The sequence below is a fragment of the Flavobacterium lacisediminis genome (genome assembly GCF_025909975.1).
Classification (GTDB): domain Bacteria; phylum Bacteroidota; class Bacteroidia; order Flavobacteriales; family Flavobacteriaceae; genus Flavobacterium; species Flavobacterium lacisediminis.
On record NZ_JAPCIO010000001.1, the window covers coordinates 147,270 to 172,628 of the forward strand.

20 protein-coding genes and 4 tRNA genes are annotated in these 25,359 nt (G+C 33.3%); 8 read left to right on the forward strand and 16 right to left on the reverse strand.

Features of this window, described 5'->3' with window-relative positions:
- Nucleotides 1-59 precede the first annotated feature (59 nt).
- From mfd to OJ995_RS00735, 3 genes are all read right to left on the reverse strand, one after another.
- Nucleotides 60-3,323, reverse strand: coding sequence for a transcription-repair coupling factor (gene mfd / locus OJ995_RS00725; RefSeq protein ID WP_432419325.1), 3,264 nt, complete (start codon nt 3,321-3,323; stop codon nt 60-62).
- A 174-nt stretch (nt 3,324-3,497) separates the two neighbouring features.
- Nucleotides 3,498-5,798, reverse strand: a complete 2,301-nt coding sequence (locus OJ995_RS00730; protein WP_264367691.1) for a DUF8693 domain-containing protein — start codon at nt 5,796-5,798, stop codon at nt 3,498-3,500.
- A 35-nt stretch (nt 5,799-5,833) separates the two neighbouring features.
- Nucleotides 5,834-6,439: a hypothetical protein gene (locus OJ995_RS00735; RefSeq protein ID WP_264367692.1), complete on the reverse strand. Its 606-nt coding sequence runs from the start codon at nt 6,437-6,439 to the stop codon at nt 5,834-5,836.
- 232 nt (nt 6,440-6,671) lie between these two features.
- Here OJ995_RS00735 and OJ995_RS00740 point away from each other — a divergent pair, with 232 nt between their 5' ends.
- Complete coding sequence (locus tag OJ995_RS00740; RefSeq protein ID WP_264368010.1) at nt 6,672-7,628, forward strand: NAD-dependent epimerase/dehydratase family protein; 957 nt, start codon at nt 6,672-6,674, stop codon at nt 7,626-7,628.
- A 50-nt stretch (nt 7,629-7,678) separates the two neighbouring features.
- Here OJ995_RS00740 and OJ995_RS00745 read toward each other — a convergent pair whose 3' ends face one another.
- The 4 genes from OJ995_RS00745 to OJ995_RS00760 form a co-directional block, all read right to left on the reverse strand.
- Nucleotides 7,679-8,257: a globin family protein gene (locus tag OJ995_RS00745; RefSeq protein WP_264367693.1), complete on the reverse strand. Its 579-nt coding sequence runs from the start codon at nt 8,255-8,257 to the stop codon at nt 7,679-7,681.
- A gap of 18 nt (nt 8,258-8,275) precedes the next feature.
- Nucleotides 8,276-8,713, reverse strand: coding sequence for a hypothetical protein (locus OJ995_RS00750; protein WP_133608756.1), 438 nt, complete (start codon nt 8,711-8,713; stop codon nt 8,276-8,278).
- 145 nt (nt 8,714-8,858) lie between these two features.
- Nucleotides 8,859-9,359: a nuclear transport factor 2 family protein gene (locus OJ995_RS00755; RefSeq protein ID WP_264367694.1), complete on the reverse strand. Its 501-nt coding sequence runs from the start codon at nt 9,357-9,359 to the stop codon at nt 8,859-8,861.
- Nucleotide 9,360: 1 nt separating this feature from the next.
- Entirely contained in the window at nt 9,361-10,650 is a 1,290-nt protein-coding gene (locus OJ995_RS00760) for an NAD-dependent succinate-semialdehyde dehydrogenase (RefSeq protein ID WP_264367695.1), read from the reverse strand.
- A gap of 241 nt (nt 10,651-10,891) precedes the next feature.
- Between OJ995_RS00760 and OJ995_RS00765 the strand changes: the two genes are divergently transcribed.
- Nucleotides 10,892-11,485 (forward strand): 2OG-Fe(II) oxygenase, encoded by a 594-nt coding sequence (locus OJ995_RS00765; protein WP_264367696.1) that lies wholly within the window; start codon nt 10,892-10,894, stop codon nt 11,483-11,485.
- Between the two features lie 60 nt (nt 11,486-11,545).
- Here the strand turns inward: OJ995_RS00765 and OJ995_RS00770 are convergent, their stop codons facing one another.
- From OJ995_RS00770 to OJ995_RS00800, 7 genes are all read right to left on the reverse strand, one after another.
- Nucleotides 11,546-11,959 carry a hypothetical protein gene (locus OJ995_RS00770; protein WP_162845045.1) on the reverse strand — a complete coding sequence of 138 codons (414 nt, stop codon included), beginning with the start codon at nt 11,957-11,959 and terminating at the stop codon, nt 11,546-11,548.
- A 150-nt stretch (nt 11,960-12,109) separates the two neighbouring features.
- Nucleotides 12,110-12,183: transfer RNA gene (locus tag OJ995_RS00775), tRNA-Asn, on the reverse strand.
- A gap of 36 nt (nt 12,184-12,219) precedes the next feature.
- Nucleotides 12,220-12,293, reverse strand: a tRNA-Asn gene (locus OJ995_RS00780).
- A gap of 36 nt (nt 12,294-12,329) precedes the next feature.
- Nucleotides 12,330-12,403, reverse strand: a tRNA-Asn gene (locus OJ995_RS00785).
- 36 nt (nt 12,404-12,439) lie between these two features.
- Nucleotides 12,440-12,513, reverse strand: a tRNA-Asn gene (locus OJ995_RS00790).
- A 72-nt stretch (nt 12,514-12,585) separates the two neighbouring features.
- On the reverse strand, nt 12,586-13,911 hold the full coding sequence (gene rseP, locus OJ995_RS00795) for an RIP metalloprotease RseP (RefSeq protein ID WP_264367697.1): 1,326 nt from the start codon (nt 13,909-13,911) through the stop codon (nt 12,586-12,588).
- Nucleotides 13,912-13,981: 70 nt separating this feature from the next.
- Nucleotides 13,982-15,910, reverse strand: a complete 1,929-nt coding sequence (locus OJ995_RS00800; RefSeq protein ID WP_264367698.1) for a M1 family metallopeptidase — start codon at nt 15,908-15,910, stop codon at nt 13,982-13,984.
- Nucleotides 15,911-16,153: 243 nt separating this feature from the next.
- Here OJ995_RS00800 and serS point away from each other — a divergent pair, with 243 nt between their 5' ends.
- The 5 genes from serS (at nt 16,154) to mgtE (ending at nt 21,784) form a co-directional block, all read left to right on the forward strand.
- Complete coding sequence (gene serS, locus OJ995_RS00805) at nt 16,154-17,425, forward strand: serine--tRNA ligase (RefSeq protein ID WP_264367699.1); 1,272 nt, start codon at nt 16,154-16,156, stop codon at nt 17,423-17,425.
- Between the two features lie 74 nt (nt 17,426-17,499).
- A complete protein-coding gene (locus OJ995_RS00810; protein ID WP_264367700.1) occupies nt 17,500-19,275 on the forward strand; it encodes a tetratricopeptide repeat protein in 1,776 nt (591 codons plus the stop codon).
- Between the two features lie 59 nt (nt 19,276-19,334).
- Nucleotides 19,335-19,661 carry a DUF4286 family protein gene (locus OJ995_RS00815; RefSeq protein ID WP_264367701.1) on the forward strand — a complete coding sequence of 109 codons (327 nt, stop codon included), beginning with the start codon at nt 19,335-19,337 and terminating at the stop codon, nt 19,659-19,661.
- 1 nt (nt 19,662) lies between these two features.
- Nucleotides 19,663-20,442: a 16S rRNA (adenine(1518)-N(6)/adenine(1519)-N(6))-dimethyltransferase RsmA gene (rsmA, locus tag OJ995_RS00820; protein ID WP_264367702.1), complete on the forward strand. Its 780-nt coding sequence runs from the start codon at nt 19,663-19,665 to the stop codon at nt 20,440-20,442.
- Complete coding sequence (mgtE, locus tag OJ995_RS00825; RefSeq protein WP_264367703.1) at nt 20,432-21,784, forward strand: magnesium transporter; 1,353 nt, start codon at nt 20,432-20,434, stop codon at nt 21,782-21,784. The genes rsmA and mgtE overlap by 11 nt, the downstream gene beginning before the upstream one ends.
- On the opposite strand, the gene OJ995_RS00830 is transcribed toward mgtE, so the two are convergent.
- Nucleotides 21,768-22,454: a hypothetical protein gene (locus tag OJ995_RS00830; RefSeq protein ID WP_264367704.1), complete on the reverse strand. Its 687-nt coding sequence runs from the start codon at nt 22,452-22,454 to the stop codon at nt 21,768-21,770. The genes mgtE and OJ995_RS00830 overlap by 17 nt on opposite strands.
- Nucleotides 22,455-22,552: 98 nt before the next feature.
- Between OJ995_RS00830 and OJ995_RS00835 the strand changes: the two genes are divergently transcribed.
- Nucleotides 22,553-24,157: a DUF4139 domain-containing protein gene (locus OJ995_RS00835; RefSeq protein WP_264367705.1), complete on the forward strand. Its 1,605-nt coding sequence runs from the start codon at nt 22,553-22,555 to the stop codon at nt 24,155-24,157.
- Nucleotides 24,158-24,298: 141 nt separating this feature from the next.
- Here the strand turns inward: OJ995_RS00835 and OJ995_RS00840 are convergent, their stop codons facing one another.
- The gene (locus OJ995_RS00840) at nt 24,299-25,339 is read right to left on the reverse strand and encodes an aldo/keto reductase (RefSeq protein WP_264368011.1); all 1,041 of its coding nucleotides are present in this window, start codon (nt 25,337-25,339) and stop codon (nt 24,299-24,301) included.
- Nucleotides 25,340-25,359 lie beyond the last annotated feature (20 nt).

Sequence of the window (25,359 nt, forward strand, 5' to 3'; positions counted from 1 at the left end):
AATGAAAACCCGATAGCTCGGAATTTAATATCGTGCACAAATCCACTTCAAAAAAATTCTTAAATCCCTTCCAACAACTCCAATGCCTTATTCACTGATTTCACATTGTCAAAAGTCAGCAATAAACGTAAGCCATTTTTGGTTTCTTTTTCTTTTATTTTACAAACATTGCCGTTGCGTTGGGCAAATTGTAGTACTTTCATGAAACGATTACTTTGGTAGAAATCACTTTGTTGGTCACCAATAAAATACCCTATCATTTTGCCTTGTTTCATCATCAAACGTTCAATTCCCATTGCGGTTGCTTTCCATTTGATACGCACGCTGTTTAGTAAGGCAATAGCTGGTTTTGGTAACGCCCCGAAGCGGTCAATTAGTTTTTGTTCAAATTGTTGTAAGGTAGCTTCGTCTTTAATTTGGCTCAACTCGTTGTATAAATTCAAACGTTCGGTAATATTGTTGATGTATTCATCTGGGAATAGTAATTCGAAATCGGTATCAATTTGAATGTCTTTGACAAATTCTTTGGTTTCAATGTCATTTTCTTCTTGGTACAAGTCTTTGAATTCGTTTTCTTTCAACTCGTCAATGGCTTCATTCATGATTTTTTGGTAGGTATCAAAACCTATTTCGTTGATAAAACCACTTTGTTCACCACCTAATAAATCACCCGCACCACGAATTTCCAAATCCTTCATCGCAATGTTGAAACCGCTTCCTAATTCGCTAAATTGTTCCAAAGCCGTAATACGTTTTTGCGCTTCACCTGTCATCATCGAATACGGTGGCGTAATGAAATAACAAAACGCTTTTTTATTACTTCTTCCCACACGACCACGCATTTGGTGCAAATCAGACAATCCAAAATTATTGGCATTATTGATGAAAATAGTATTCGCATTCGGCACATCTAAACCACTTTCGATAATGGTGGTTGCGACCAAAACGTCAAATTCGCCTTCCATGAAAGCCAACATCAATTCTTCTAGTTTTTTTCCATCCATTTGACCGTGACCGATACCGACTTTTGCTCCTGGCACCAAGCGTTGAATCATTCCAGCAACTTCTTTAATGTTTTCAATTCGGTTATTGATGAAAAACACTTGACCACCACGCTGAATTTCATACGAAATCGCATCACGAATGGCTTCTTCGTTAAAACGAATCACGTGCGTTTCAATTGGATAACGATTTGGCGGAGGCGTTGTAATTACCGATAAATCGCGCGCTGCCATCAACGAAAATTGCAATGTTCTCGGAATCGGAGTTGCGGTTAAGGTCAAGGTATCGACATTTGTAGCAATGGTTTTTAATTTGTCTTTTACGTTTACTCCGAATTTTTGTTCTTCGTCGATAATCAACAAACCTAAATCTTTAAACACTACATTTTTATTTACCAATTGATGTGTTCCAATCAAAATATCGACTTTCCCTTCTTGCAGTTTTTGAAGCGTATCGGCTTTTTGTTTCGCTGTTCTAAATCGGTTTACATAACTTACGGTAACCGGCATATCTTTCAAACGTTCCGAAAATGTTCGGTAATGTTGATACGCTAAAATAGTCGTTGGTACTAAAACCGCGACTTGTTTTCCATTATCTACCGCTTTAAATGCTGCACGAATCGCAACTTCTGTTTTTCCAAAACCTACATCTCCACAGACTAATCTGTCCATTGGACGTTCATTTTCCATATCGGCTTTTACATCGGCTGTCGCCGTAATTTGATCAGGCGTATCTTCGTAAATGAATGAACTTTCTAATTCTTTTTGCAAATAACTATCAGGTGCAAACTGAAAACCTTTGTCTAATCTTCGCTTCGCATACAACTGAATTAGGTTGAACGCAATGTGTTTTACACGTGCTTTTGTTTTTTGTTTTAGGGTTTTCCAAGCATTGCTTCCTAATTTATAAATCTTAGGTGGCGCGCCATCTTTGCCATTGTATTTTGAGATTTTATGCAGCGAATGAATACTCACATACACAATATCGTTATCGGCATAGACCAATTTTATAGCTTCTTGCGTTTTGCCTTCCACCTGAATTTTCTGCAAACCACCAAACTTTCCAATTCCGTGATCGATGTGCGTTACATAATCGCCCACCGACAAAGAAGTCAATTCTTTTAACGTTATGGTTTGCTTTTTTGAATAACCGTTTTTAATGGAAAACTTATGGTAACGCTCAAAAATTTGATGATCGGTGTAACACGCAATTTGATTTTCTTCATCGATAAAACCTTCAAACAAAGGCAACACCATAGTTTTATATTGCTTGCGAATACTTTCGTGATTGGCTTCATCAATATCTTCAAAAATATCATGAAAACGACTCGCCTGATTTTCATTGGAACAACACAAATAATTTTTATAGCCGTTGAAATGATTCTCGCTCAAATTATTCAACAACAAATCAAATTGTTTGTTGAACGAAGGTTGCGGTTGAATATGAAATTCGACTTTTTTATCGGTTTTAAAAACAGGATTTGCATGCAATTCAATCACCGAAAAATCAAGCGCACGTTTTAAAAACTGCTTTTGATTTAAAAACAATTCTTCGGGTGGTGCGTGCTGTATGTCTTTAGATAATTTCTCAAAAGCTTCATTGGCTTTATCGAATAATTTATCTAATTGTTGTCCTAATAATTCGGTATTTTGAATCACTAAAACCGTTTTTTCATTGATATAATCTAAGAAACTTTCACGGTTTTCTTGCAGTAATTTATTTTCAACATTTGGGATAATCGATATCTTTTTCAGTTTTTCAATCGATAATTGAGTTTCAACATCAAAACTTCGGATACTATCGATTTCGTTTCCAAAAAATTCAATTCGGTACGGATTATCATTTGAAAATGAAAATACATCAATAATTCCACCACGAACGGAAAATTCGCCTGGTTCGGTAACAAAATCTACTCGTTTAAAATTATATTCAAATAAGGTTTCGTTAATAAAATCGATGGAAAGTTTGTCTTCAACTGACAACTTTAAGGTGTTTTTCTCTAATTCTTTTCGGGTAACGACTTTCTCAAAAATAGCTTCGGCATACGAAACAATTATCGCTGGCTTTTTGCGCGAATTGATTCGGTTTAAAACTTCAGCTCGAAGTAGCACATTTGCGTTGTCGGTTTCTTCAATTTGGTAAGGTCTTCGGTACGAACTTGGGTAAAAAAGTACGTCTTCGGCATTAATTAATTGCTCCAAATCGTTTAAATAATACGCCGCTTCTTCTTTATTACTGAATAAAATCAGGAAAGGAAGTTCTGATTTTTTAAACAGTGAATGTGCCACAAAAGACAACGACGAGCCAACCAAACCAGTCATTTGAGACTTTTGGCGCGCTGCGAATGTACTTTCTAAAACGGCAATCTTTGGTGACTTATCGTAAATGGATATAATGTCGGACTTGCTCAAAATGAATTTTTTAATTGACTACAAAAATAAAAAAACCACTACGTTTTCAATAGAAAAGTAGTGGTTATATTAGGGAAACGTTTGTTAAAAAACGAATTTCTTAGCAACGGTAACGTTATTTTCTAATGTTGTTTTAATAATTAGTGCTTGATTGTTCGCTATTAAATTTGAAAGGACAACTTCTGAAGCGTTTACTCTATCTTTTGAAAAGACAACTCTTCCTAACATATCATACACAATTACACTTGCAATATTTGATTGTGTTGAAAAGATTTTCGGTAGGTTATTTTCTTTAAAAACATATACCGAATTTTCAATTCCAGCAAAATCATCATTTGATAAAGAAGTGTCTTGATAATGAATTTTAAAACGAGTATCAAAAGTACCAATAGCCGTTGAAAAGCTAAAAGCACTGTTTTTCAAATTATGAAAAGTACCATTGCTAGTGTCTTCTAAAAAAATATCTTTATCAGCGAAAAAAGTATCAAAATGATCAATAGCAATATCAAAAGTTCCTGCTTGCGTCGTAGTATAACCTAAAGGAATAACATCGCTAATTGACCAAGGATAAGCTCTTGCTTGAATTCCAAATCCAAAACTTAAAGAAGGAATTAAAGAGTAAAAACGAATAGCACCTTCAGTTGATGCTAAAGCATCTGAACCAAAATCATAATCATTAGTAGCATCTTCTTGATAACCAACAGCAATTTGCTTAAAGGCTCCCAATGTATTGGTCATATTTAAGTGAAAATAATAATTCAAAGGCAAGTCTAGAATAGCTCTGTAAAATTGAGCGTTGTTACCTGGAACACGCATTGCATTAGTAAAATTGATAGTTGTCGTTGTACCTGCCGACGCAAAAAATCCCTGTCCTGCTGCAATATACAATCCTGGAGCGGTTCCTCCTGTAACAGCCGCAGTTCCTGTTGTTCTTGTGCGGATGGCATAATCATTTGATGTAAAAACATTGTTGGTAATCGCAGAATTATGTGTCCAGAAATAAAGGGTTCCAAGATTAGTATTATCAATTAAAGTAACCACATTTATAGCTGAAGGATACGGATTAGATAATAAATTATAATTTAACAATCCTGGATTAAAAGCAACAACATTTGCCGGAACATTTCCGTTATTTGGAGTCCCAACAAACTGGCCATTAAAAACTTGAGGAGTTGAAGTATATCCTTGAGGCGCTCTTATGGCATACCCTTTACCCGGTATCATAACATTACTTGAGTTTTCTAACACCCAATTATTAACCCCAACACTTGAATTGTAAGAATAAAATTTGTCTGAAAGTGTTAATGGCGAAAAAACATTTAAAACTTGACCTATAATTGGCGAACCCCAATACGTGTATTCAAACTCTCTCATTGGTGCTGCATTTCGCTTATAAGTAATATTACCAACATTAATAGCACTAGAATTGGTCTGTAACAATGCTGCATTATTCTCAAAAACTAAGTTTGATCCCGAAACTACATTAACACCGTTTTCAACTGACAAAGTATGATTAGAATTAATGGTTACTATGGCATTATTTGTTACCATTATTGAACAAGCAGTAAAATCAGTCAAAGAGGAATAATTTCCTGTGAAAACAACATTTTTATTTGCATTTGGTTCACCTTTATCCCAGGATGTTCCATTCCAAGTAGTAGTCATAGCACATTTTTGAACTAGTAACTTATTTGCGTGGATATTATTTAGATCATTTCCTGCATCAGTATTCCCAACATATAATTTAAACCCTGAAAATTGTCCTGTTCGAATACCTGAACTATAAACATCAGCTCCTCTTGTAATAATTACTTCGTAAGAATTAATTTCGGTTTGATTGACTTGCAATTGAAAAACAGAAGCTTGGTCATATGTCCATCCAAGATTGGCATTTGTAGTTGTAGCATAAATATCAGAACCAACATTAAAATTGTATAATAAATTAAAATTTTGGTCCATTAAATCAATTCCCTTGTATCCATTCCTAAATGCAATAGTTAAATCAATTTTAAAAGTTTGCCCTGGTAACAAATATTGTCTTCCTCCAATAGCTGGCGAACCTGTATTATTCAAAAAACGTTGTGCATTAGCTTGGACAAAAGTTCCACCAGGATTGGCATACATAGAAAATGAAGTTCCTAAAGTATTAATATCTCCAAAACCTTGTCCTGTAGAACTTCCTAAAAAATGCCCTGCAAAATGAGTTCCATCTGTGTTTTGTGTCCATAAATCCCAAGTTGAAAAACCAGTTCCAGCATTCCCTCCATTTGTCCAAGAAACATAATTTGAAGCATTATCTGAAAACAATGTTGATTGAGCATGGCTAGTTTGTAAAAAAACAAAAGCTATTAAACACAAAAATGTAGAAATGTAGTTTTTTTTCATATGTAACTATTTGATAGTAAATATACTTAAAATTTTTATTTTATTTTATTAGAAATTTCCATCCTTTTTCGCATTTCATCTGGATTTGCGTTTCTAGTAGTATCCAAAGCTTGTAACATAAGTTCTTCTCCTATTTCCTTAGGAATAGCTTTTTTTATGATGATTTCATCCCATTGTTTGTACAAACCTTTTACTTCTTCATTAATTTCTGGGATTAATTTAGCAATTCGTTGTTCTGGAATAACTCTTAAATTCATAAAAGTCTCCAATGACTTCAATTTTGTGTTTAAAGTTGTTATTCTACTCAAAATCTGAGGTTTATTGTATTCAAACGGAATTGTAATTGCTAATGTATCAGCTCTTTTAGATAAGTTTTTAGTTTTCATCTGAAAAGCTGATAAAGTAGATTTTGGTTTTTGTAACATCTCAATTTCAAACTGACGCCATTGATCCCATTTATTTAGGGTAGCTTCGACCTCAGGTCGTGGTGTTGGAAAATTAAATTGCCACATTTTAGAAATATTCTTAAAAACGGCTTCATTTTTTTGGGCTACTTTTTGTGCTTCTAATTGCTGATTCTCATTCTCACATGAAATCAGAGTTAAAATTAAAAGCGATAAACTATATAAAAAAACTTTCATTTTACTAGATTAAAAAGCAAAGGTACAAATGTTTACTAAACGTAGCGGCTTTTCTAATAATATCTTAACACTACATTTATATCAAAATTGTTAATCGATTAAGAATAATCATTTAAAAGATGTTAATTTGTTAAATATCTAAATTAAGCTGGTAATTTGTAAAAATATCACAAAAAATCATCTAAAAAATTACTTCTAAATGTTATATTTGTTACCACTTTTACACAACCAAATGGATACGAAAATTTTAATAATCGGTGCTTGTGGTCAAATTGGCACCGAACTTACAGCTAAATTAAGAGCAACTTACGGTGTTAACAACGTTATCGCATCAGACATTAGAAAATTAGAAAATGATGTTGTTAATAACGGAATTTTTGAAGTAGTAAACGCTCTTGATTATAACCAAATTGAACATTTACTTGAAAAATATCAAATTACCGATGTATATTTAATGGCAGCTTTACTTTCGGCTACGGCTGAAAAAAATCCAGCTTTTGCATGGGATTTGAATATGAATTCGTTATTTCATGTTTTGAATTTAGCCAAAGCAGGGAAAATTAAAAAGATATTTTGGCCTTCGAGTATCGCGGTTTTTGGACCAACAACTCCAAGACAAAATACACCTCAATATACAGTAATGGAGCCTTCAACGGTTTATGGAATTTCGAAACAAACAGGTGAAAGATGGTGTGAATATTACCACAAACAATATGGTGTAGATGTTAGAAGTATTCGTTACCCAGGTTTAATTAGTTGGAGTACAGAAGCGGGTGGAGGAACTACAGATTACGCAGTAGATATTTATCACAAAGCAATTACAGATGGAAAATTCACGAGTTTCTTATCTGAAAATTCAGAATTACCAATGATGTATATGGACGATGCGATTAAAGCAACTATAGGAATTATGCAAGCTCCAGCGGAACAAATTAAAATTCGTTCTGCATACAATTTAGCAGCGATGAGTTTTACTCCGAAGCAAATTGGTGAAGAAATTAAAAAACACTATCCAAATTTCGAATTAAGCTACGAACCTGATTTTCGTCAGAAAATTGCTGATAGTTGGCCTGCAAGTATTGACGATACTTCGGCAAGAGAAGATTGGGGTTGGAAAAACGATTTTGATTTAGAAAACATGACCGTAGATATGTTCAAAAACTTAAACGAACATACCTATAAAAAATAAAAAAACGCTCCGATTCCTCGGAGCGTTTTCCATTAAAACAAAAAACAAACTTACTCCTGAACGATAGGAGCTCTCAATGATTCTAACACAGCTACAACTTCATTTATAAGTGCTGGATCAGTTACGCCATTTAAACCTGCGGCTGCTCCTACATATCCAATAAATTTATCGTATTCTGCATCATTTGATTTTTTTCCCATACGAGGATTTTGAGCTGGATCATGAGCTGTAACCATATCTAATCCTGTGTAAACATTTGTTGCTCCTCCACCAGTATTTGCCGAAAAGAAATCGGTCAAATTATCACTTAATATAGCAACATTAGTTGTGTTACCACTTAAAGCTTCTGAAATTACTGGCGCAAAATGCTCTCCTAAATTACCTTCTGCTCCCACTACAATATCAGAAACAATTAACGTAATTGTAGAATCCACAACAGATCGATAACTCAATCTCCCTTGTTCTATCATTTGTCCTTGATTGTTAGGATCAGCAACCATAGTAGTTCCTCCTAATTTTGCATATAAAGATGCTGGTTCTGCTGCTTTGTCATCGTCACTACAAGAAGTAACAAACGCACCCGATGCAATAAATAAAGCCAATAAGGCTAGTTTTGAAAAATTTTTCATAGTAATAGTATTTAGAAATTAATTAAAAATTCGTTGAATTCCTCTAGAAAACTTATAGCTAAAGCTATCTTCATTCATCACTGGGCAAGCCGTTTTGTTTTCTAACTCTTTTGGCAATGTAAAACGTTCAGCCTTGTAATTTCCCATGGCTATTAACTTGTCATAAATAGTTTTCGAATCGGCTATTTTTATATCGTGAAAGAAAACCAAAACTCCAGTTTCTCTATTCAACCTATCGGTTTTTACACCTGGAATGGATTTTAAATTTCGATGGATTTCTTTCGCTTTTAGTGAATCTATTGGTTCTTTGAAATCTATTCGACTAATTTGAAGCGATGCATTATCAATTACTAAAGGTTTAGCCGTGGCGATATGAACCACTAAAACCACAAAAAGTATCAGGAAAATTCCGAAGATGCTTCCCAAAGCAATTTTGACTTTTTTATTAATTTTCATTTTATTTGAGATATTTGTTTAGTTGATTTACGTAAACAATTTCTCCTTGGTTTTCTGGAAATGAAAAAAAAGCGAATTTTAACATTTAGACATAAAAAATCCCAAGACAAATTATCTTGGGATTGAATTTTATTTCGGTTTATTCTTATTTCTTTTCAGAAAGTATTTTGTCTTCTATTACTGATTTTATTTTTACTACTTCATCTACATTGTCATTTGGAACTGTCATGGAAAGCACATAATGTTTAATTTTCCATTGTCCGTTTTCTTGCACTAAAACACCAGAACCGCGACAAATTTTCATTTGTGTACTCAATAATTCGTCAAACCAAACCATTTTTCCGTTTTCGCTAAAATAGATATTACGTTCTATTGCTTTAAAGTTCCAAGCTTTTCCTTTGTCAAAATAAGGTTTTGAAAAAGCTTGAAATTGTTTTTTATTCCAATTTTCAGTGGCGTCCGTTCCAATAAAAATAGATTCGTCAGACATGGCTCCAAAATACGCTTCATAGTCTGCAGCCGCAGCTGCTTTGTGCCAATTGTCTAAAACGGTAGTGATGTTTTGTTTCTCTGATTGGAGTTTTTCCTCACAAGGTTTACAGGAAAATCCTAGAGTTGCTAGGAATAGGATGGTTAGTTTTTTCATATTAAAAAGTATTAATTACAACTGTTTTTACATTTACAAATTCTTTGATGCCGTCTTCGGCTAATTCTCTTCCGTAACCTGATTTTTTTATACCACCGAAAGGTAATCTTGGGTCGGATTTCACCATATCGTTGATGAAAACGGCACCTTCATTAAATGATGGGATTTTAGTCTTGATAAAATCAATGTCTTGAGTAAAGATAGAAACTCCCAAACCAAATTCCGATTGATTACTTAATTTAATTGCTTCTTCAATAGTTTTGAAAGTTATGATGGCAGCCACAGGTCCAAAGGTTTCTTCATTGAAAACAGGCATTTCTGTTGTTACGTTTGTTAAAATTGTGGGTTCATAAAACGCTTCTTTTCGGGTTCCTCCAATGATTAATTTGGCTCCCATTTGAATGGATTTTTGAACTTGGACTTCTAATTCTTCTGCTAAATCCACTCGAGCTAACGAACCAATTTGAGTTTCTTTATCTAACAGATTTCCGGTTTTTAAATTTTGAATAGCAACTTTGAATTTAGCGACAAACTCTTCTGCGATATTTTCATGAACTAAAAAGCGTTTCGCAGCAATACAACTTTGACCTGTATTTTGCATTCGGGCATTGACAGCTTTTTCAACAGCTTTTTCAAGATTGGCATCTTCTAAAATGATGAAAGCATTGCTTCCGCCTAGTTCTAAAACGCATTTTTTTAAATGTTTTCCAGCTTCGGTAGCGACAGCAATTCCGGCTTGTTCACTTCCTGTTAGGGAAACTGCTTTAATAATTGGATTTGCGATGCTGTTTGCTACTTCGCTACTTGGAATTGGTAAATCTTGATAACAACCTTTTGGAAAACCTGCTTGCTCAAATATTTCTTGAATTAATTCGGCTGATTTTGGAACGTTACTCGCGTGTTTAACCACAACAGTATTCCCCGCTATAATTGTTGGAACCGCGAATCGGAATACTTGCCAAAACGGAAAATTCCAAGGCATTACGCCTAAAATAACTCCTAAAGGTTCGTAGGTGACAAAACTTTCAGAAGCTTCGGTTTTTATGTGTTTCGTTGCTAAAAAGGTTTCTGCATTTTCATAATAGTAATTGCATAGAAGTGCACATTTTTCAACCTCAGCAATGGCTTGTGAAATGGGTTTATGCATTTCGGTAGTGATACAAGTTGCATATGCTTCTTTGTTTTCTAAAAGTAGTTTAGCTAATTGTGGCAGAAAAGAAATTCGATTTTGAATACTTAAATTACGCCAAGAAAGCTGTGTGTTTTCTGAAACTTTTAAAAGATTTTGCATGCTGAAAGGTTTTTGTAAAAATACTAATTTTAATTGAAAACGAGGTTCGCGTTAGGGATTACCTCACCCAGTTTTAGTTTTAGTTGAGTTCGGTGAATTTCATTTGTAGTGGAAATCCTTTATTTGTAAAATTGCTAAATTTTACAAATAAAGATTGTAACGGAAAGCCCGACCCTTGTGGGAACGCCCAAATTAAAAAAGGAAATGATATCTTTGTGAGGTATTTTACAACATAAATAAAATGGAAGATTGTTTTGAAACCTTAATTTCGAGTTATTTGGATTCGAAAGTGGGCATCGTGGAACATTTTGTATCGGAAGAATTAGCGCAACATTTGATAAACAGATTGTTTGAATTGAAAGAACAAAATTTATTAAAAGCCGCAGGAATAGGAAATGCCGCAAAATTGACTCAAAATTCGGCGATAAGAAGTGATACTATTTATTGGTTAGACCGAGCGAACAATAATGAATATGAAAATGCATTTTTAGATCAAGTAGATGCTTTTGTGTCGTATTTGAACCGAAGTTGTTATACTGGAATTACAGGTTATGAATTTCATTTTGCGTTGTTTGACAAAGGCAGTTTTTATAGAAAACATTTAGATCAATTTCAAGATAATTCGAGCCGACAGTTTTCGATGATTACCTATTTGAACGAAAATTGGCAACCAGAAGATGGTGGCGAATTGTGCATTTATGATGGTGATATGGCTCAAAAAATAGCGCCAACAAACAGAAAAACGGTATTTTTTAAGAGCAATGAATTGGTTCATGAGGTATTAGAAAGTCACAAACCTCGATTGAGTGTTACCGGTTGGTTGAGACGAGATTAAAATAAAAAAAGAGGTTATCAAAAACATGACAACCTCTTTTTTAAATTAAAAGACTTCAAATTATTTATAATAAGGACTTTCGTAATTTAGGAGTTTAGAAAAATAGTCTTTTATAAAAGCATGTTGTTGATTGTGACTCATTTTTTCTGCTGATTTCGTTTCAATTTTAATTTTATCAAAACGATGATCTTCGCGAATCATATTGGATAATTCTGTTTTAGCAGCTGTAGGACCGTAAAGCAAAACAACATCATACTCTTTGATAATATCCATTAATTCTTTGTAATATATTTTTAAGGACTGATTCTCCTTATTATGCATACTATTTTCACTATGTAACAATTTACTCTGATGTACAGGTTCTGTAAATTTAGAAGCTATAGTATTTACTTCATAATCTTCACTTGAATACTCCATTAAGTGAGCTGTAGAATGATCCATCCAAATGCCAACTCTTTTTGCAACTTTCATCATGGTACTTAATTTTACTAATTAGGCAACTATTTGCTGTATTAAAGTTACAAAAAATATCTAAGTTGGGCAAGAATTAAAATGTAATTCGTAAAATGAAAAAAAATAGGTATAAAAACAAAAAAGCCAGTCGAATGACTGGCTTTTTTAATGCTCCCCCTCTTGGGCTCGAACCAAGGACCCTCTGATTAACAGTCAGATGCTCTAACCAACTGAGCTAAGGAGGAATCACCTCAAAGGTTTATATTTTGCTTAAAAGTTTGCTCCCCCTCTTGGGCTCGAACCAAGGACCCTCTGATTAACAGTCAGATGCTCTAACCAACTGAGCTAAGGAGGAATCACCTCAAAGGTTTATATTTTGCTTAAAAGTTTGCTCCCCCTCTTGGGCTCGAACCAAGGACCCTCTGATTAACAGTCAGATGCTCTAACCAACTGAGCTAAGGAGGAATCACCTCAAAGGTTTATATTTTGCTTAAAAGTTTGCTCCCCCTCTTGGGCTCGAACCAAGGACCCTCTGATTAACAGTCAGATGCTCTAACCAACTGAGCTAAGGAGGAAGTTGTATATCTTTTAAGCGAGTGCAAATATAAACTGATTTTTTGTTATCGCAAATTATTTTATTGAAAAAATTATAAAAGTTTGTCTACTACTAATTGATAAATATCTTTTCCGAAAGTTAAAGCCATTAACGTCAATAAGATAATCATTCCAAAGGTTTGAACATACCCAGCTGCTTTGTCTGATAATTTTTTCCCAGTTATCATTTCAACAATCGTAAATAATGCGTGTCCGCCGTCTAAACCAGGAATTGGTAATAAGTTCATAAATGCCAATCCGATTGAGAATAAGGCTGTGAAATTCCAAATAAATTCCCAATTCCAAGTATCTGGTAAACGACGTGCAATTCCAATCGGACTTTGAACGTGTTTGTAAGCTTCTGTTTTTGGGCGTAAAATTAATTTGAATTGTTTTACATTATAAACTAACAGCGACCATGACTCTTTTACTGCCGCAGGAACCGCTTGACCGAAAGACAATTTATTATTTACTTCGTAATCTAATTTATCTAATGCTTTGTTGATGAAACCTAATTTTCCTTCCTTATCAACCTTTGCTTTCAATTCAACCATTTGAGTTCCTCTCAAAACTGACAAAGAAATGCTATCATTTTTATGTTTTGAAATTCGTTCTTTAAACTCATCATAATAAGTAAAAGCATTACCATTTAAAGCTTTGATTTTATCTCCTTTCTTTAAACCTGCCATATCTGCTGCCGATTTTGGAACAACAGAATCTACTACGGTATTTGAAAATCGAGGCCCAACAAATTCTTTTCCTTCTTTACTGATGATTTCACCTTTCATTTCGTCGGTTAAAATCACATCAACTTTTTGTCCGTTACGTTCTACCTCAACTTTGTCACCTAATAAAACATCTAAAGTCATTCGGTTAAAACTAGGTTGGTGTTTTCCGTCTACTGAAAGAATTTTATCTCCATTTCTAAAACCTGCTTTTTGACCTACTTCGCCAAAAGCCAATCCGTTTTCTTGAATTTTAGCTGTTGAAATAAATTTTTGCCCTACAGTTGCATACATAATTGTAAAAATCAACCAAGCCAAAATTACATTCACAATAATCCCACCTAACATAATAATCAAACGTTGCCAAGCTGGTTTTGAACGGAATTCCCAAGGTTCTGCAGGCGCATTCATTTGCTCAGTATCCATACTTTCATCAATCATTCCAGAAAGTTTTACATAACCTCCTAATGGTAACCATCCGATTCCCCATTCTGTTTCACCAATTTTCTTTTTTACTAAAGAAAAACCAGCATCCATAAACAAGTAAAATTTCTCAACTCTCACTTTGAACATTTTGGCTGTGATGTAGTGACCAAATTCGTGAAGGATTACTAAAACGGATAATATGAATAATATTTGTGCTACTTGAATCATTTTTATGCTTTTATTTAAACGACAAAAGTAAGGTTTTCACCTTACTTTTCATCATATTTTTATTGTTGGACTATTTTTTTATAAAATTTTTATGAATTGCTCCTTCAGAAGTTGTGATTTTCATTACATGCATTCCTGAACTTAAGTTATCAATTCTAAAATCTGCTGTATAATGTGTTGCTAATAATTGTCCTAACGTATTATAAATTTCCACTTTCTCTAGCTGAGTTGTAGTTGGCATCATAATATGCAACTCTTCATTAGCTGGATTAGGATAAACTGAAATTGTTTGCTCTAATTCAAAGGATTCATTAGATAGAGTCACTGTAGTCAAAGGAGAAATAATATGTCTGTTAGGATCAAATAAAGCTCCAGTTACCACAAAAGGCACAGGGACAACAAATTCTTGACCATTAGTTGTATGATTTACAACTATATCATGCGTTAAACCTCCCGCACCAGTTAATCTAATTTGTAATGGCATTTCAAAAAAAGTAACAGATGCATGAGATTGTGTTTGACTTACAGTTATTTTAGCTTGACCTGCGCCCCAATTTTGAGCTATTACAGTATAGGTAGGATAACCTTGCATATACAACCAATCATTAAAAAATTCTGAAAGGCTACTTCCATGCACCGCTTCTAAATGACCTTTTAAATCGTTAGTAACTGCATAACCATAAGCTAAATTTGAATCTGATAAATAATTACGTAAAGCTTGAAAAAAATTTGCATCACCCATAACCCATCGTAACATATGAGTTACCATAGAACCTTTATTGTATGATAATCTACTGCTAAATATACGACCTACATTTAACGCTTCTGCATCCGTTAAATAAACTGCCCCTCCAGTTTGAGATGTAATATTTGTTATTTTATTACTTTTCCAGGTAACAAAACTAGCAGCACCATCTAATTCTTCAACCATAATTCCTGCCGTATATTCTGTTAGCCCTTCGTTTAACCAAATATCTTTCCACGAACCACAAGTTATTTTGTCTCCAAACCATTGATGTCCTAGTTCATGAGCTATTAAACTTCTACTCCAACCTCCCATCGAAGAAATCGTTGCATGTTCCATTCCTCCACCCCAGCCAAACTGCACATGACCGTATTGTTCATTTCTGTATGGATAAGGCCCGAATTTAGTCTCAAATACATTCATAATAGGAGCAGTAACATCAATTGCCGCTCTAGTTGCAGCCGTATTGCTTTCTGGATACAAATAATTGTTAATAGGGAAAAATGGACTCTCAGCTGTCCCTAAACCCGCTTGAATATTATAGGTTGTGTAATTAGTTACATTTAAAGAAATCAAATAAGCAGGAATGGGATAATTATGTCTAAAATGACGCGTTGTATTTCCTCCTGAAGTAACTGTACTTTGTAACAATCCGTTTGAAACTCCAATGTAGGTATCAGGGCAAGTAATATACATATCAAAGCTTCCGATTTTATCATTCAAATCTTGTTTACAAGGCCACCAATCCCTAGCCCCAAAAGGCTCAGAAAGCGTAAAAATTATTGGTGTTCCGCTGTGAGTACTTCTTGTAAAAGCTCCTTCTGCTTGAGGAGGAGAACCAGCATAAGTAATTTCTACTGTTGCACTATTTCCTGTTGTTAATGTTGATGGTAAATTAATGTTTAGTTCGTAATTACTTTGATTAAAAGTAAGACTAGTACTATTCATTGTAACCGAACTCACTACTAGTGCCGTTGCCATATCAAAAGTTACAACATTCATATTTGACAAAGCTGTAAAAGTAGTTTTTACTACACCATTAATGTAAGGCGTTGTATTGTTTGGATTTACAGTAAATCGTAATTCATGATAGGTAACATCATAATTCAGAGTATTGGGATTAATTCTGAGATTTTGTGTAGAAGAAGCTGATTTCATTTCTGCTTCTACCATTCTTTCAAATTCAACATTATCCGTTTGGGCAAAACTGATAACGCCAAATAAAAGTAATAAACTTAAGGTAATTTTTTTCATTTTTATGTAGGTTATTGAATTAGGGGCAAATTCATATTACAACTATATTTAATATTACTTAATAAATTCAATCTAAATTTATTAATTCATACAAAAATTAAGCGAATATACAATAATATCTTTATTTTAAACGTAGTTTAGATGAGAATTTACTCAATTCACAAAAACACTCCAGCGATTATATTTTTTATACATTATCTAAATCCAATTCATTAAATTTGCATCTTTAAAATCCTATATATTATGTTACAGATAGCGTACATTAGAGAAAACAAAGACGAAGTAGTAAAACGATTAGCTAAGAAAAACTTAGATGCTAAAATTGCAATCGAGGAAGTTATTGCATTAGATGAAAAAAGAAGAGCAACTCAAGCAGAATTAGACACTATCAAATCCGAGTCGAATAAGCTATCCAAAGACATTGGCGATTTAATGAAAAGTGGCGAAAAAGCGAAAGCCGAAATCTTAAAAGAAAAATCAGTTCAACTTCGTGAAAAAGACAAAGAGCTTACTGAAGTATTGAATGCTTTTGCCTCAAAATTACAAGAAGAATTATACAAATTACCTAATTTACCGGCAGACATCGTTCCGGAAGGGAAAACACCTGAAGAAAATCTAAACGTTTTTCAAGAAGGTGAAATTCCAAAATTACACGAAGGCGCTTTGCCTCACTGGGAATTAGCAAAAAAATACGATTTAATTGATTTTGAATTAGGTGTTAAAATCACAGGAGCAGGTTTTCCTGTTTACAAGGGAAAATGCGCCAAATTGCAACGTGCTTTAATCACTTATTTCCTAGATAAAAATACCGATGCGGGTTACTTAGAATACCAAGTACCACATATGGTAAACGAAGCTTCTGGTTTTGGAACAGGACAATTACCTGACAAAGAAGGGCAAATGTACCACGTTGGTGTTGATGACTTATATTTAATTCCAACAGCGGAAGTTCCAGTAACAAATATCTTTAGAGATGTATTGTTAAACGAAAATGATTTACCAGTTCTTTGTACAGGATATACGCCTTGTTTCCGTCGTGAAGCAGGTTCATATGGCGCACACGTTCGTGGATTAAATCGTTTACACCAATTTGATAAAGTAGAAATCGTTCGTATTGAACATCCAGATAATTCATACCAAGCATTAGACGGAATGGTAGAACACGTGAAAGGAATTTTACAAGAATTAAAATTACCATACAGAATTTTACGTTTATGCGGTGGAGACATGAGTTTTGCTTCTGCCTTAACGTATGATTTCGAAGTTTATTCAACTGCGCAAGAGCGTTGGTTAGAAATTAGTTCGGTTTCTAATTTTGAAACGTTTCAAGCGAATCGTTTAAAATTACGTTTCAAAGACAAAGAGGGTAAAAACCAATTAGCACACACATTGAACGGAAGTTCATTAGCTTTACCAAGAGTATTAGCTGGAATTTTAGAAAACTACCAAACACCAGAAGGTATCGTAGTTCCTGAAGTTTTAAGAAAATATACTGGATTTGATATCATTAACTAAACGTTAATCTTTATAAAATAATGTACTAATTTGACGCTAAAAAGTGTTACTTTAGTACATTATTTGTTTTATTTATGTTACAAAAAATAGCTTTTTTTATTCTCTTTTTGTCATCGTTTTGGGTTTCGGCACAGAACGAGCAACTAGCATTCAACTATATTGATGCTGGAGAATATGAAAAAGCAGTAACCATTCTTGAAGAAGTTTACTCAAAAAACAAACATTTATATTTGGATAAACTTTTGTATTGTTATCAACAATTGCAACAATATGAGAAAGCTTTAAAATTTATAAATGAATTAAAGCCTAAAAACAGCAACCCTACTCTTTTAGTAGAAGAAGGTTATATCTATCAACTACAAAAAAAACAATCTGAAGCAGACAAAAAATATCAAGAAGCACTTAATGAAATTGATAAAAATGCCAATTTCGCATATAATCTAGGAAGTATTTTTGAAAGAAAAGTATTATTGGAATGGGCATTAAAAGCCTACGAAAAAGGCCAAAAATTAAACCCTAATCTAAATTTTGATTACCAAACTGCTATGATTCAAGGGCAATTAGGTAATTTGGAAGTGATGCTTAACAAATTATTGGATTACGGCTTCAATACTCCAGATGGAACTCCAATGGTTCAAAATCAATTGACTCGTTACTTAATGGACGATTCCGATGGTTCATTTGCTGCTTCCATTCGCAAAAACTTATTACTAAGAACACAGAAGTCGCAAGATGTTTATTGGAATCAGTTTTTGAGTTGGTTTTTCGTTCAACAAAAAGAATACGGAAAAGCATTTGTTCAAGAGAAAGCGGTTTACAAAAGAAATCCAGATAGTTTTTATAATATTGTCACTTTGGGAAGTATGGCAGTAGAAGAAAAACAATTTGATGACGCAAAACTTATTTTAGAATTTGTTTTAGAAAACACTCAGGATTTGGAATTACAAATGAAAGCGCATCATTTTTTACTTTCGATGGAAATGGAATCGGCAACTTCAAAAGAGCATCCTACTATCGATTTAAAACTTCAAGAATTACTGAAAAAATACGGTATTAGTCCGTATTCATTAGACTTGCAAATTCTTTCAGCCCATTTTAAAACGTTTTATTTGAATCAATCAAAATTAGGAATCGAATTATTACAAAACGCACTAAAATTACCATTAAATCTGAGAGAACAAGCAGAAGTAAAAATGGAATTAGCTGATATTATGGTTTATGATGAAAAATTCAATCAAGCTATTTTGTATTATGCACAAGTAGAGGACAACTTAAAAAATGATGTTCTTGCGCACGAAGCCAGCCTAAAATTAGCCAAAGCCAACTTCTACAAAAAAGATTTCGACTGGACCTTACAACAAGTAAAAGTTTTGAAACAATCGCCAAGTTTGTTAATTGCAAATGATGCTATCGAAATGTTTTTGCTTTTACAAGACAATTCAGCCGAAGACAGTTTAAGAGTTGCACTTCAAGCTTATGCTAAAGCCGATTTGCAATTGTATCAGAATAAAAAAGAAGAAGCATTACAATCGTTCTTAACTATTTTGCAAAAACATAAAGGTGAGAGTATAGAAGAAAGCACATTGTTTAAAGTTGGGAAAATCTATGAAGAGAAAAAAGATTATCTAAAAGCATTAAGTTTTTATCAAAATATTTTAGACAATTACAAGGAAGGAATTTACAAAGACGAAGCCTTATTTTTTTCCGCAGAGATTTATAGAAAATATCTTTTAGACAATGAAAAAGCAAAACCACTATATGAAAAAATGGTTTTAGAACACCCCGATAGTTTGTATTATACTGAAAGTAGAAAACAATACCGAACTTTGAGAGGCGATACCACTATTTAGAGAAAAGAAGAAAGAAACAAGAGAAAAGATATTTTTAGTTAAACGATTAAACAAGAATAATGATTATATATAACGTAACAGTAAACGTAGACGAAAGCATTCACCACGATTGGTTAAAATGGATGCAAAACAAACATATTAACGATGTTTTAGCAACCGGTTTATTTACCAATGCTAAAATGGTTCGCGTTTTAGTAGAAGAAGAAATGGGAGGCGTAACGTATGCTGTACAATATTTTACCGATTCGAGAGCTAAATTAGAAGACTATTACCAAAACCACGCACCAAGATTACGCCAAGAAGGTTTACACCTTTTTGCTGATAAAATGTTAGCTTTTAGAACTGAGTTGGAAGTAATGGGAGAATTCTACGGAGAAACAAATTAAAATGGAAAAAGTAAGCGCAAAAAAACACTTAGGACAACATTTCCTAAAAGACGAAAGTATTGCAAAAGATATTGCTGATACACTTTCGTTAGAAGGCTATTCAAAAATTTTGGAAATTGGTCCAGGAATGGGTGTTTTAACCAAATATTTGTTAGATAAACCAACCGAAACCTTTGTAATTGAAATCGACAAAGAATCGGTAGAATATTTGGGTGTTCACTTTCCAAAATTGGAAAATCATATTGTTTCGAAAGACTTTTTAAAATACAATTTAAACGAGGTTTTTAATAACGAACCTTTTGCAATCATTGGAAATTTCCCTTACAATATTTCAACTCAAATCGTATTTAAAACCCTAGAAATGCGCGACCAAATTCCAGAATTTGCCGGCATGTTTCAGAAAGAAGTTGCCCAACGAATTTGCGAGAAAAAAGGAAGTAAAGTCTACGGAATTTTATCGGTTTTAACACAAGCTTTTTATGAAGCGGAATATTTGTTTACAGTTCCACCTAATGTTTTTAATCCACCACCAAAAGTAGATTCTGGTGTGCTGCGATTAAGAAGAAAAGCAGATTACTCATTACCATGTGATGAAAAAATGTTCTTTAGAGTAGTAAAAACCGCTTTTCAACAAAGAAGAAAAACATTGCGAAATAGCTTAAAAACGTTCAATTTTTCTGATAATTTAAAAGAAGATAGTATCTTTGACCTCCGCCCAGAACAACTAACGGTGGAACAATTTATCGAAATTACCCAAAAAATAACAGCCGATGGAGTTTAAAATCAGCAGAGAGTTTCTATCTGAAATAGAACAACTTATAAGTGAAAACAAGTCGCAAGAATTACTTTTGCTTCTTGAAGATATTCACTTTGCTGATATTGCCGAAATCATGGAAGAACTCGATGATTATGGCGCTGCTTATATTTTTAACACCTTAGATTCTGAAAAAACAGCCGAGATTCTGTTAGAATTAGACGAAGAAGTTCGTGAAAAAATCTTAAAAAACCTTTCTCCAAAAGAAATTGCTGAAGAGCTTGACGAATTAAGTACCGATGATGCGGCCGACATTATTGCTGAATTACCGCAACACAAAAAAGAACAAGTAATTTCGGAATTAGAAGACGTTGAACACGCCAAAGACATTGTAGACTTATTACGTTACGATGAAGATTCTGCCGGTGGTTTGATGGGAAAAGAATTAGTAAAAGTTAACGAAAATTGGAATGTTTTAACTTGCGTGAAAGAAATGCGTGCTCAAGCTGAAAATGTTTCAAAAGTCCATTCGATATATGTGGTTGATGATGAAGAGCGATTAAAAGGTCGTTTATCATTAAAAGATTTATTAACTACCTCAACAAAAACACCTATTAGCCAAGTTTACATCAAAAAAGTAGACTACGTAAAAGTAGACACAAAAGATGTAGAAGTAGCGCGAATTATGCAAAAATACGACTTGGAAGCGATTCCGGTTGTAGATGAATTAGGTCGTTTAGTAGGAAGAATTACGATTGATGATATTATTGATGTAATCAAAGAAGAAGCCGACAAAGATTACCAGTTGGCAGCAGGTATCTCTCAAGACGTTGAAGCCGATGATAGTATTTTAGAACTAACAAAAGCACGTTTACCTTGGTTGGTTTTAGCTTTATTTGGAGGATTTATTTCAGTACACGTTTTAGGAATTTTTGAACCGATAATGGACTTACATCCCGAATTATTTTTCTTTACACCACTAATTGCCGCAATGGCTGGAAATGTAGGTGTACAATCTTCGGCAATTATTGTTCAAGGTTTGGCAAACAACACCATTATTGGCCCTGTTATAGAACGATTATTAAAAGAACTTTCATTGAGTTTATTAAACGGAGTTATTCTTTCTGTAATTTTATTGGCAGGTAGTTATTTCTTGTTAGGCTACGAAATTCATGTAGGTTATACAGTTGCTATTGCTTTACTTTCGGTAATTATTATGGCATCGTTAATTGGAACTTTTATTCCAATTATCTTAAATAAATATGGTATTGACCCTGCATTAGCTACTGGTCCGTTCATTACCACAAGTAACGATATCTTAGGAATTTTGACGTATTTTACGATTGCTAAGATTATTCTGGGGATTTAGTATAATCACATTCTTCTGGAATAGTCAAATATTTATCAATTTTTACCACATTTAAAAGTTCTTGTTTGAAAGTAATTTCTCCTTTTAGGTTTGTATAATAAATAATTTTAAATAAACCATTTGGTAATATTGGTGTTTTACTATATAGGTTAAAAAACAGTGGATTATACAATAGAGGCGTAAATTCTTGACTATTTTTATCGATAATTAAATGTGCAGACTGAATTTTTTTTCTTTTCTGATATTTACTACTTTTTATAGACTTTATTTCATAATGAAAATAAGAAACATCATTAATTAAAGTGTCATTGTGCTTCACAAAAGCATATTCATTAGCTTTATTCTTAAATTGATTCGTATGTTTTACTACAGAATTACATTCATTAGAAAATACTTCTGCTTTATAAAAATCTTGAATTGCAATTCTTGATACAGATGAAATACCAGTATGATCTAGAAAAATCAAATTCATATTTATGGAATCTTTGTCTCTTGATTCACCCAAATAATAGTTAATACTTTTAGAGTTAACTAAATATAAATTTGACTTTTTAGTTTTGGAATCGACGGAAGAATACTCATATGACAGTGCATAATTGAAGTGATATTTTTTTTGAGAATATCCCCAAACTCCAACAAAACAAAGTAACAACTGAAAAAAACGTTTCATAATTCCATATTTTCTTACAATTGTACAAAATTTTTAAAAGCTTCCCAACCTTTTTACTTTTATTTCACTCTATACATTAAACACTAAAGTTTATAGAGATGAAAAAAATATTTGTATTCACACTATTATGTTTTTCAGCAATCACATTTGCTCAAAAACCAATTTTTACAACAGCTAAAATTAAAAGCGCAACGGTTTACAGTAATTCGGCCGAACTATTACAATCGGCAGCTGTTACGCTTCCTTCAGGAACGAGTGAGATTGTCATTAAAAATGTGGCGGATTATGTCAATGAAAACACCATTCAGATTGGCGCTCCGGCTAATGTTACGGTTTTATCAGTTCAGTTTACACGTAATTTTATTTCGGAATATGAAATTGATGAAAGTAACCCGATGATTAAAAAAGTGCGTGATAGCATTGTACTTATCGAAAAAGAAATGGGAAAAATTGCCAACGAAAAAGTTTCCTATTCCAAAACCATTGATTTATTAGATAAAAATCAAAACGTTGCCGGACAAAACTCAGGGTTGAATGTAACCGAATTAATCAAATTGGTGGACTATTACAGGGCTAAAAGAAACGAATTGAGCAATTTAGTTGATGTTTTAATTGAAAAAGAAAACAAGCTAAAAGACAAATTATCAAAACTGAACTCTAAATTAGAATTGAATACCCAAAAACAAGAAAAAACTTCTCAAGGAAATTTAGTTTTACAAGTCATGACCGATGCGGCGAGTTCAGTTAATTTAGATATCAACTACATTACAGCTAATGCTTCGTGGTCACCATTTTATGATTTACGTGCCGACAACATCAACTCACCAATCAATTTAATGTACAAAGCAAAAGTGGTACAAAACACAGGAATCGATTGGAAAAAAGTAAAACTAACACTTTCAAGTGGAAATCCAAATCAAAACAATACAGCTCCTATTTTACAAGCTTGGTTTTTGAGATATGGATATCCTAGAAATTATGGTTATGTAAATGATGACACTAAAATGAATGAAGTTGTGGTAACTTCAGCTGTAGGAATAAAAAGAAAGGACAATGAATCTTCTATCTCAAACTACACTACCATCAATGAAAACCAATTAAATGTTTCGTTTGATATAGATATTCCATATGACATTTTATCTAATGGAAAAGCGCATAGTGTTGCCTTGAAAGATTTAAAATTACCAGCAACTTACAAATATTACGCCGTTCCAAAAGCAGAAAAAGAAGCCTTTTTGTTAGCTGAAATTAGCGAATATTCTAAATTCAATTTATTACCTGGAGAAGCGAACATTATCTTCGAAGGCATGTATGTGGGTAAAACCATGATTAACCCAAATCAAACATCTGATACGTTGAATTTGAGTATGGGAAGAGATAAAAAAATTGCCATCAAACGTGAAAAAATTGCTGATAAATCGGGAACTAAATTCTTATCTGGGTATAAAGAACAAACTTTTACTTACGATATCACCGTAAAAAACAACAAAAAAGAAGCGATTGAAATGTTGTTGAAAGATCAATATCCTATTAGTACTGATAAAGAAATTATCATAGAATTATTAGACAACGGAAAAGCAAAAGTAAATACAGAAACCGGAATTTTAACTTGGGATGTAAAACTAGGCGCTGGAGAAACTAAGAAATTCAGAATTAGTTACAAGGTCAAATATCCGAAGGATAAGTTTATAGATAATTTGTAAAAAACCACTTTGTCAAGCTTAACTCGTTTCAGCTTCTCAAACTGGATTCTGAAACAAGTTCAGAATGACAAAAAATCAGTGTTCAGAAGTAAGTGTTCAGTATATAACTGATTACTTATAACTGAACACTGATTACTTTTTTTAAGGCGCTGGATTCGGAATTAATTCCTGAATTTTCTCTATTTCAGCTACGATTTCGTCTGATAAAACAGTATCGAAGGCAGTTATATTTTCTTGCAATTGTTCCATAGTTGTAGCTCCAATAATAGTAGAAGTCACAAATTTTTGACGATGCACAAAAGCAATTGCCATTTGAGTTAAGGTTAATCCGTTGGCTTCCGCTAATTCTTTGTATAATATGGTTGCTTTGAAACAATTCTCGTTAGTATAACGAACAAAATTCGGGAACAATTTCATACGAGAATTCTCTGGATAACCGTTCAAATATTTACCTGATAAAAATCCGAAACCTAATGGCGAATACGCTAATAACCCAACATTTTCACGCATTCCAATTTCAGACAAACCTACTTCATACAATCGATTCAACAACGAAAACGGATTTTGTATGGTTGAAATTCTTGGTAAATCGTGTTTCTCGCTCTCCATTAAAAAACGCATCACACCCCACGGATTTTCATTTGAAAGTCCAATATGTTTGATTTTTCCTTCTTTGATTAATCCATCGTAAACTGTTAATACATCAAAAATATTATCTTGCCATTTTGGATCTAATTCCTGAACACCACGCTTTTGAAACATGTTCATTACACGTTCTGGCCAATGCATTTGATATAAATCGATGTAATCGGTTTGAAGGTTTTTTAAACTTAATTCAACCGCTTCGTGAATACTTTTCTTTGAAAAATCTAATGGCTGACGAATGTACTCCATTCCACGATTTGGTCCCGCAATTTTAGTAGCTAAAACCAGTTTTTCTCTTTCTGAAGCACCAATTTTCTTAATCCAAGTTCCAATGTGACGTTCCGTACTCCCAAAGATTTGAGCGTTGCCACCAATTGGATACATCTCAGCAGTATCAATAAAATTAATTCCTTTTTCAAGAGCATAATCCAATTGACTGTGTGATTCACTTTCGGTATTTTGATTCCCAAAAGTCATCGTTCCTAAACAGATTTTGCTGACTTTTAGTTCGGTATTGGGTAGTGTTGTGTAGTTCATTTCAGGATTTGAAAATTTAA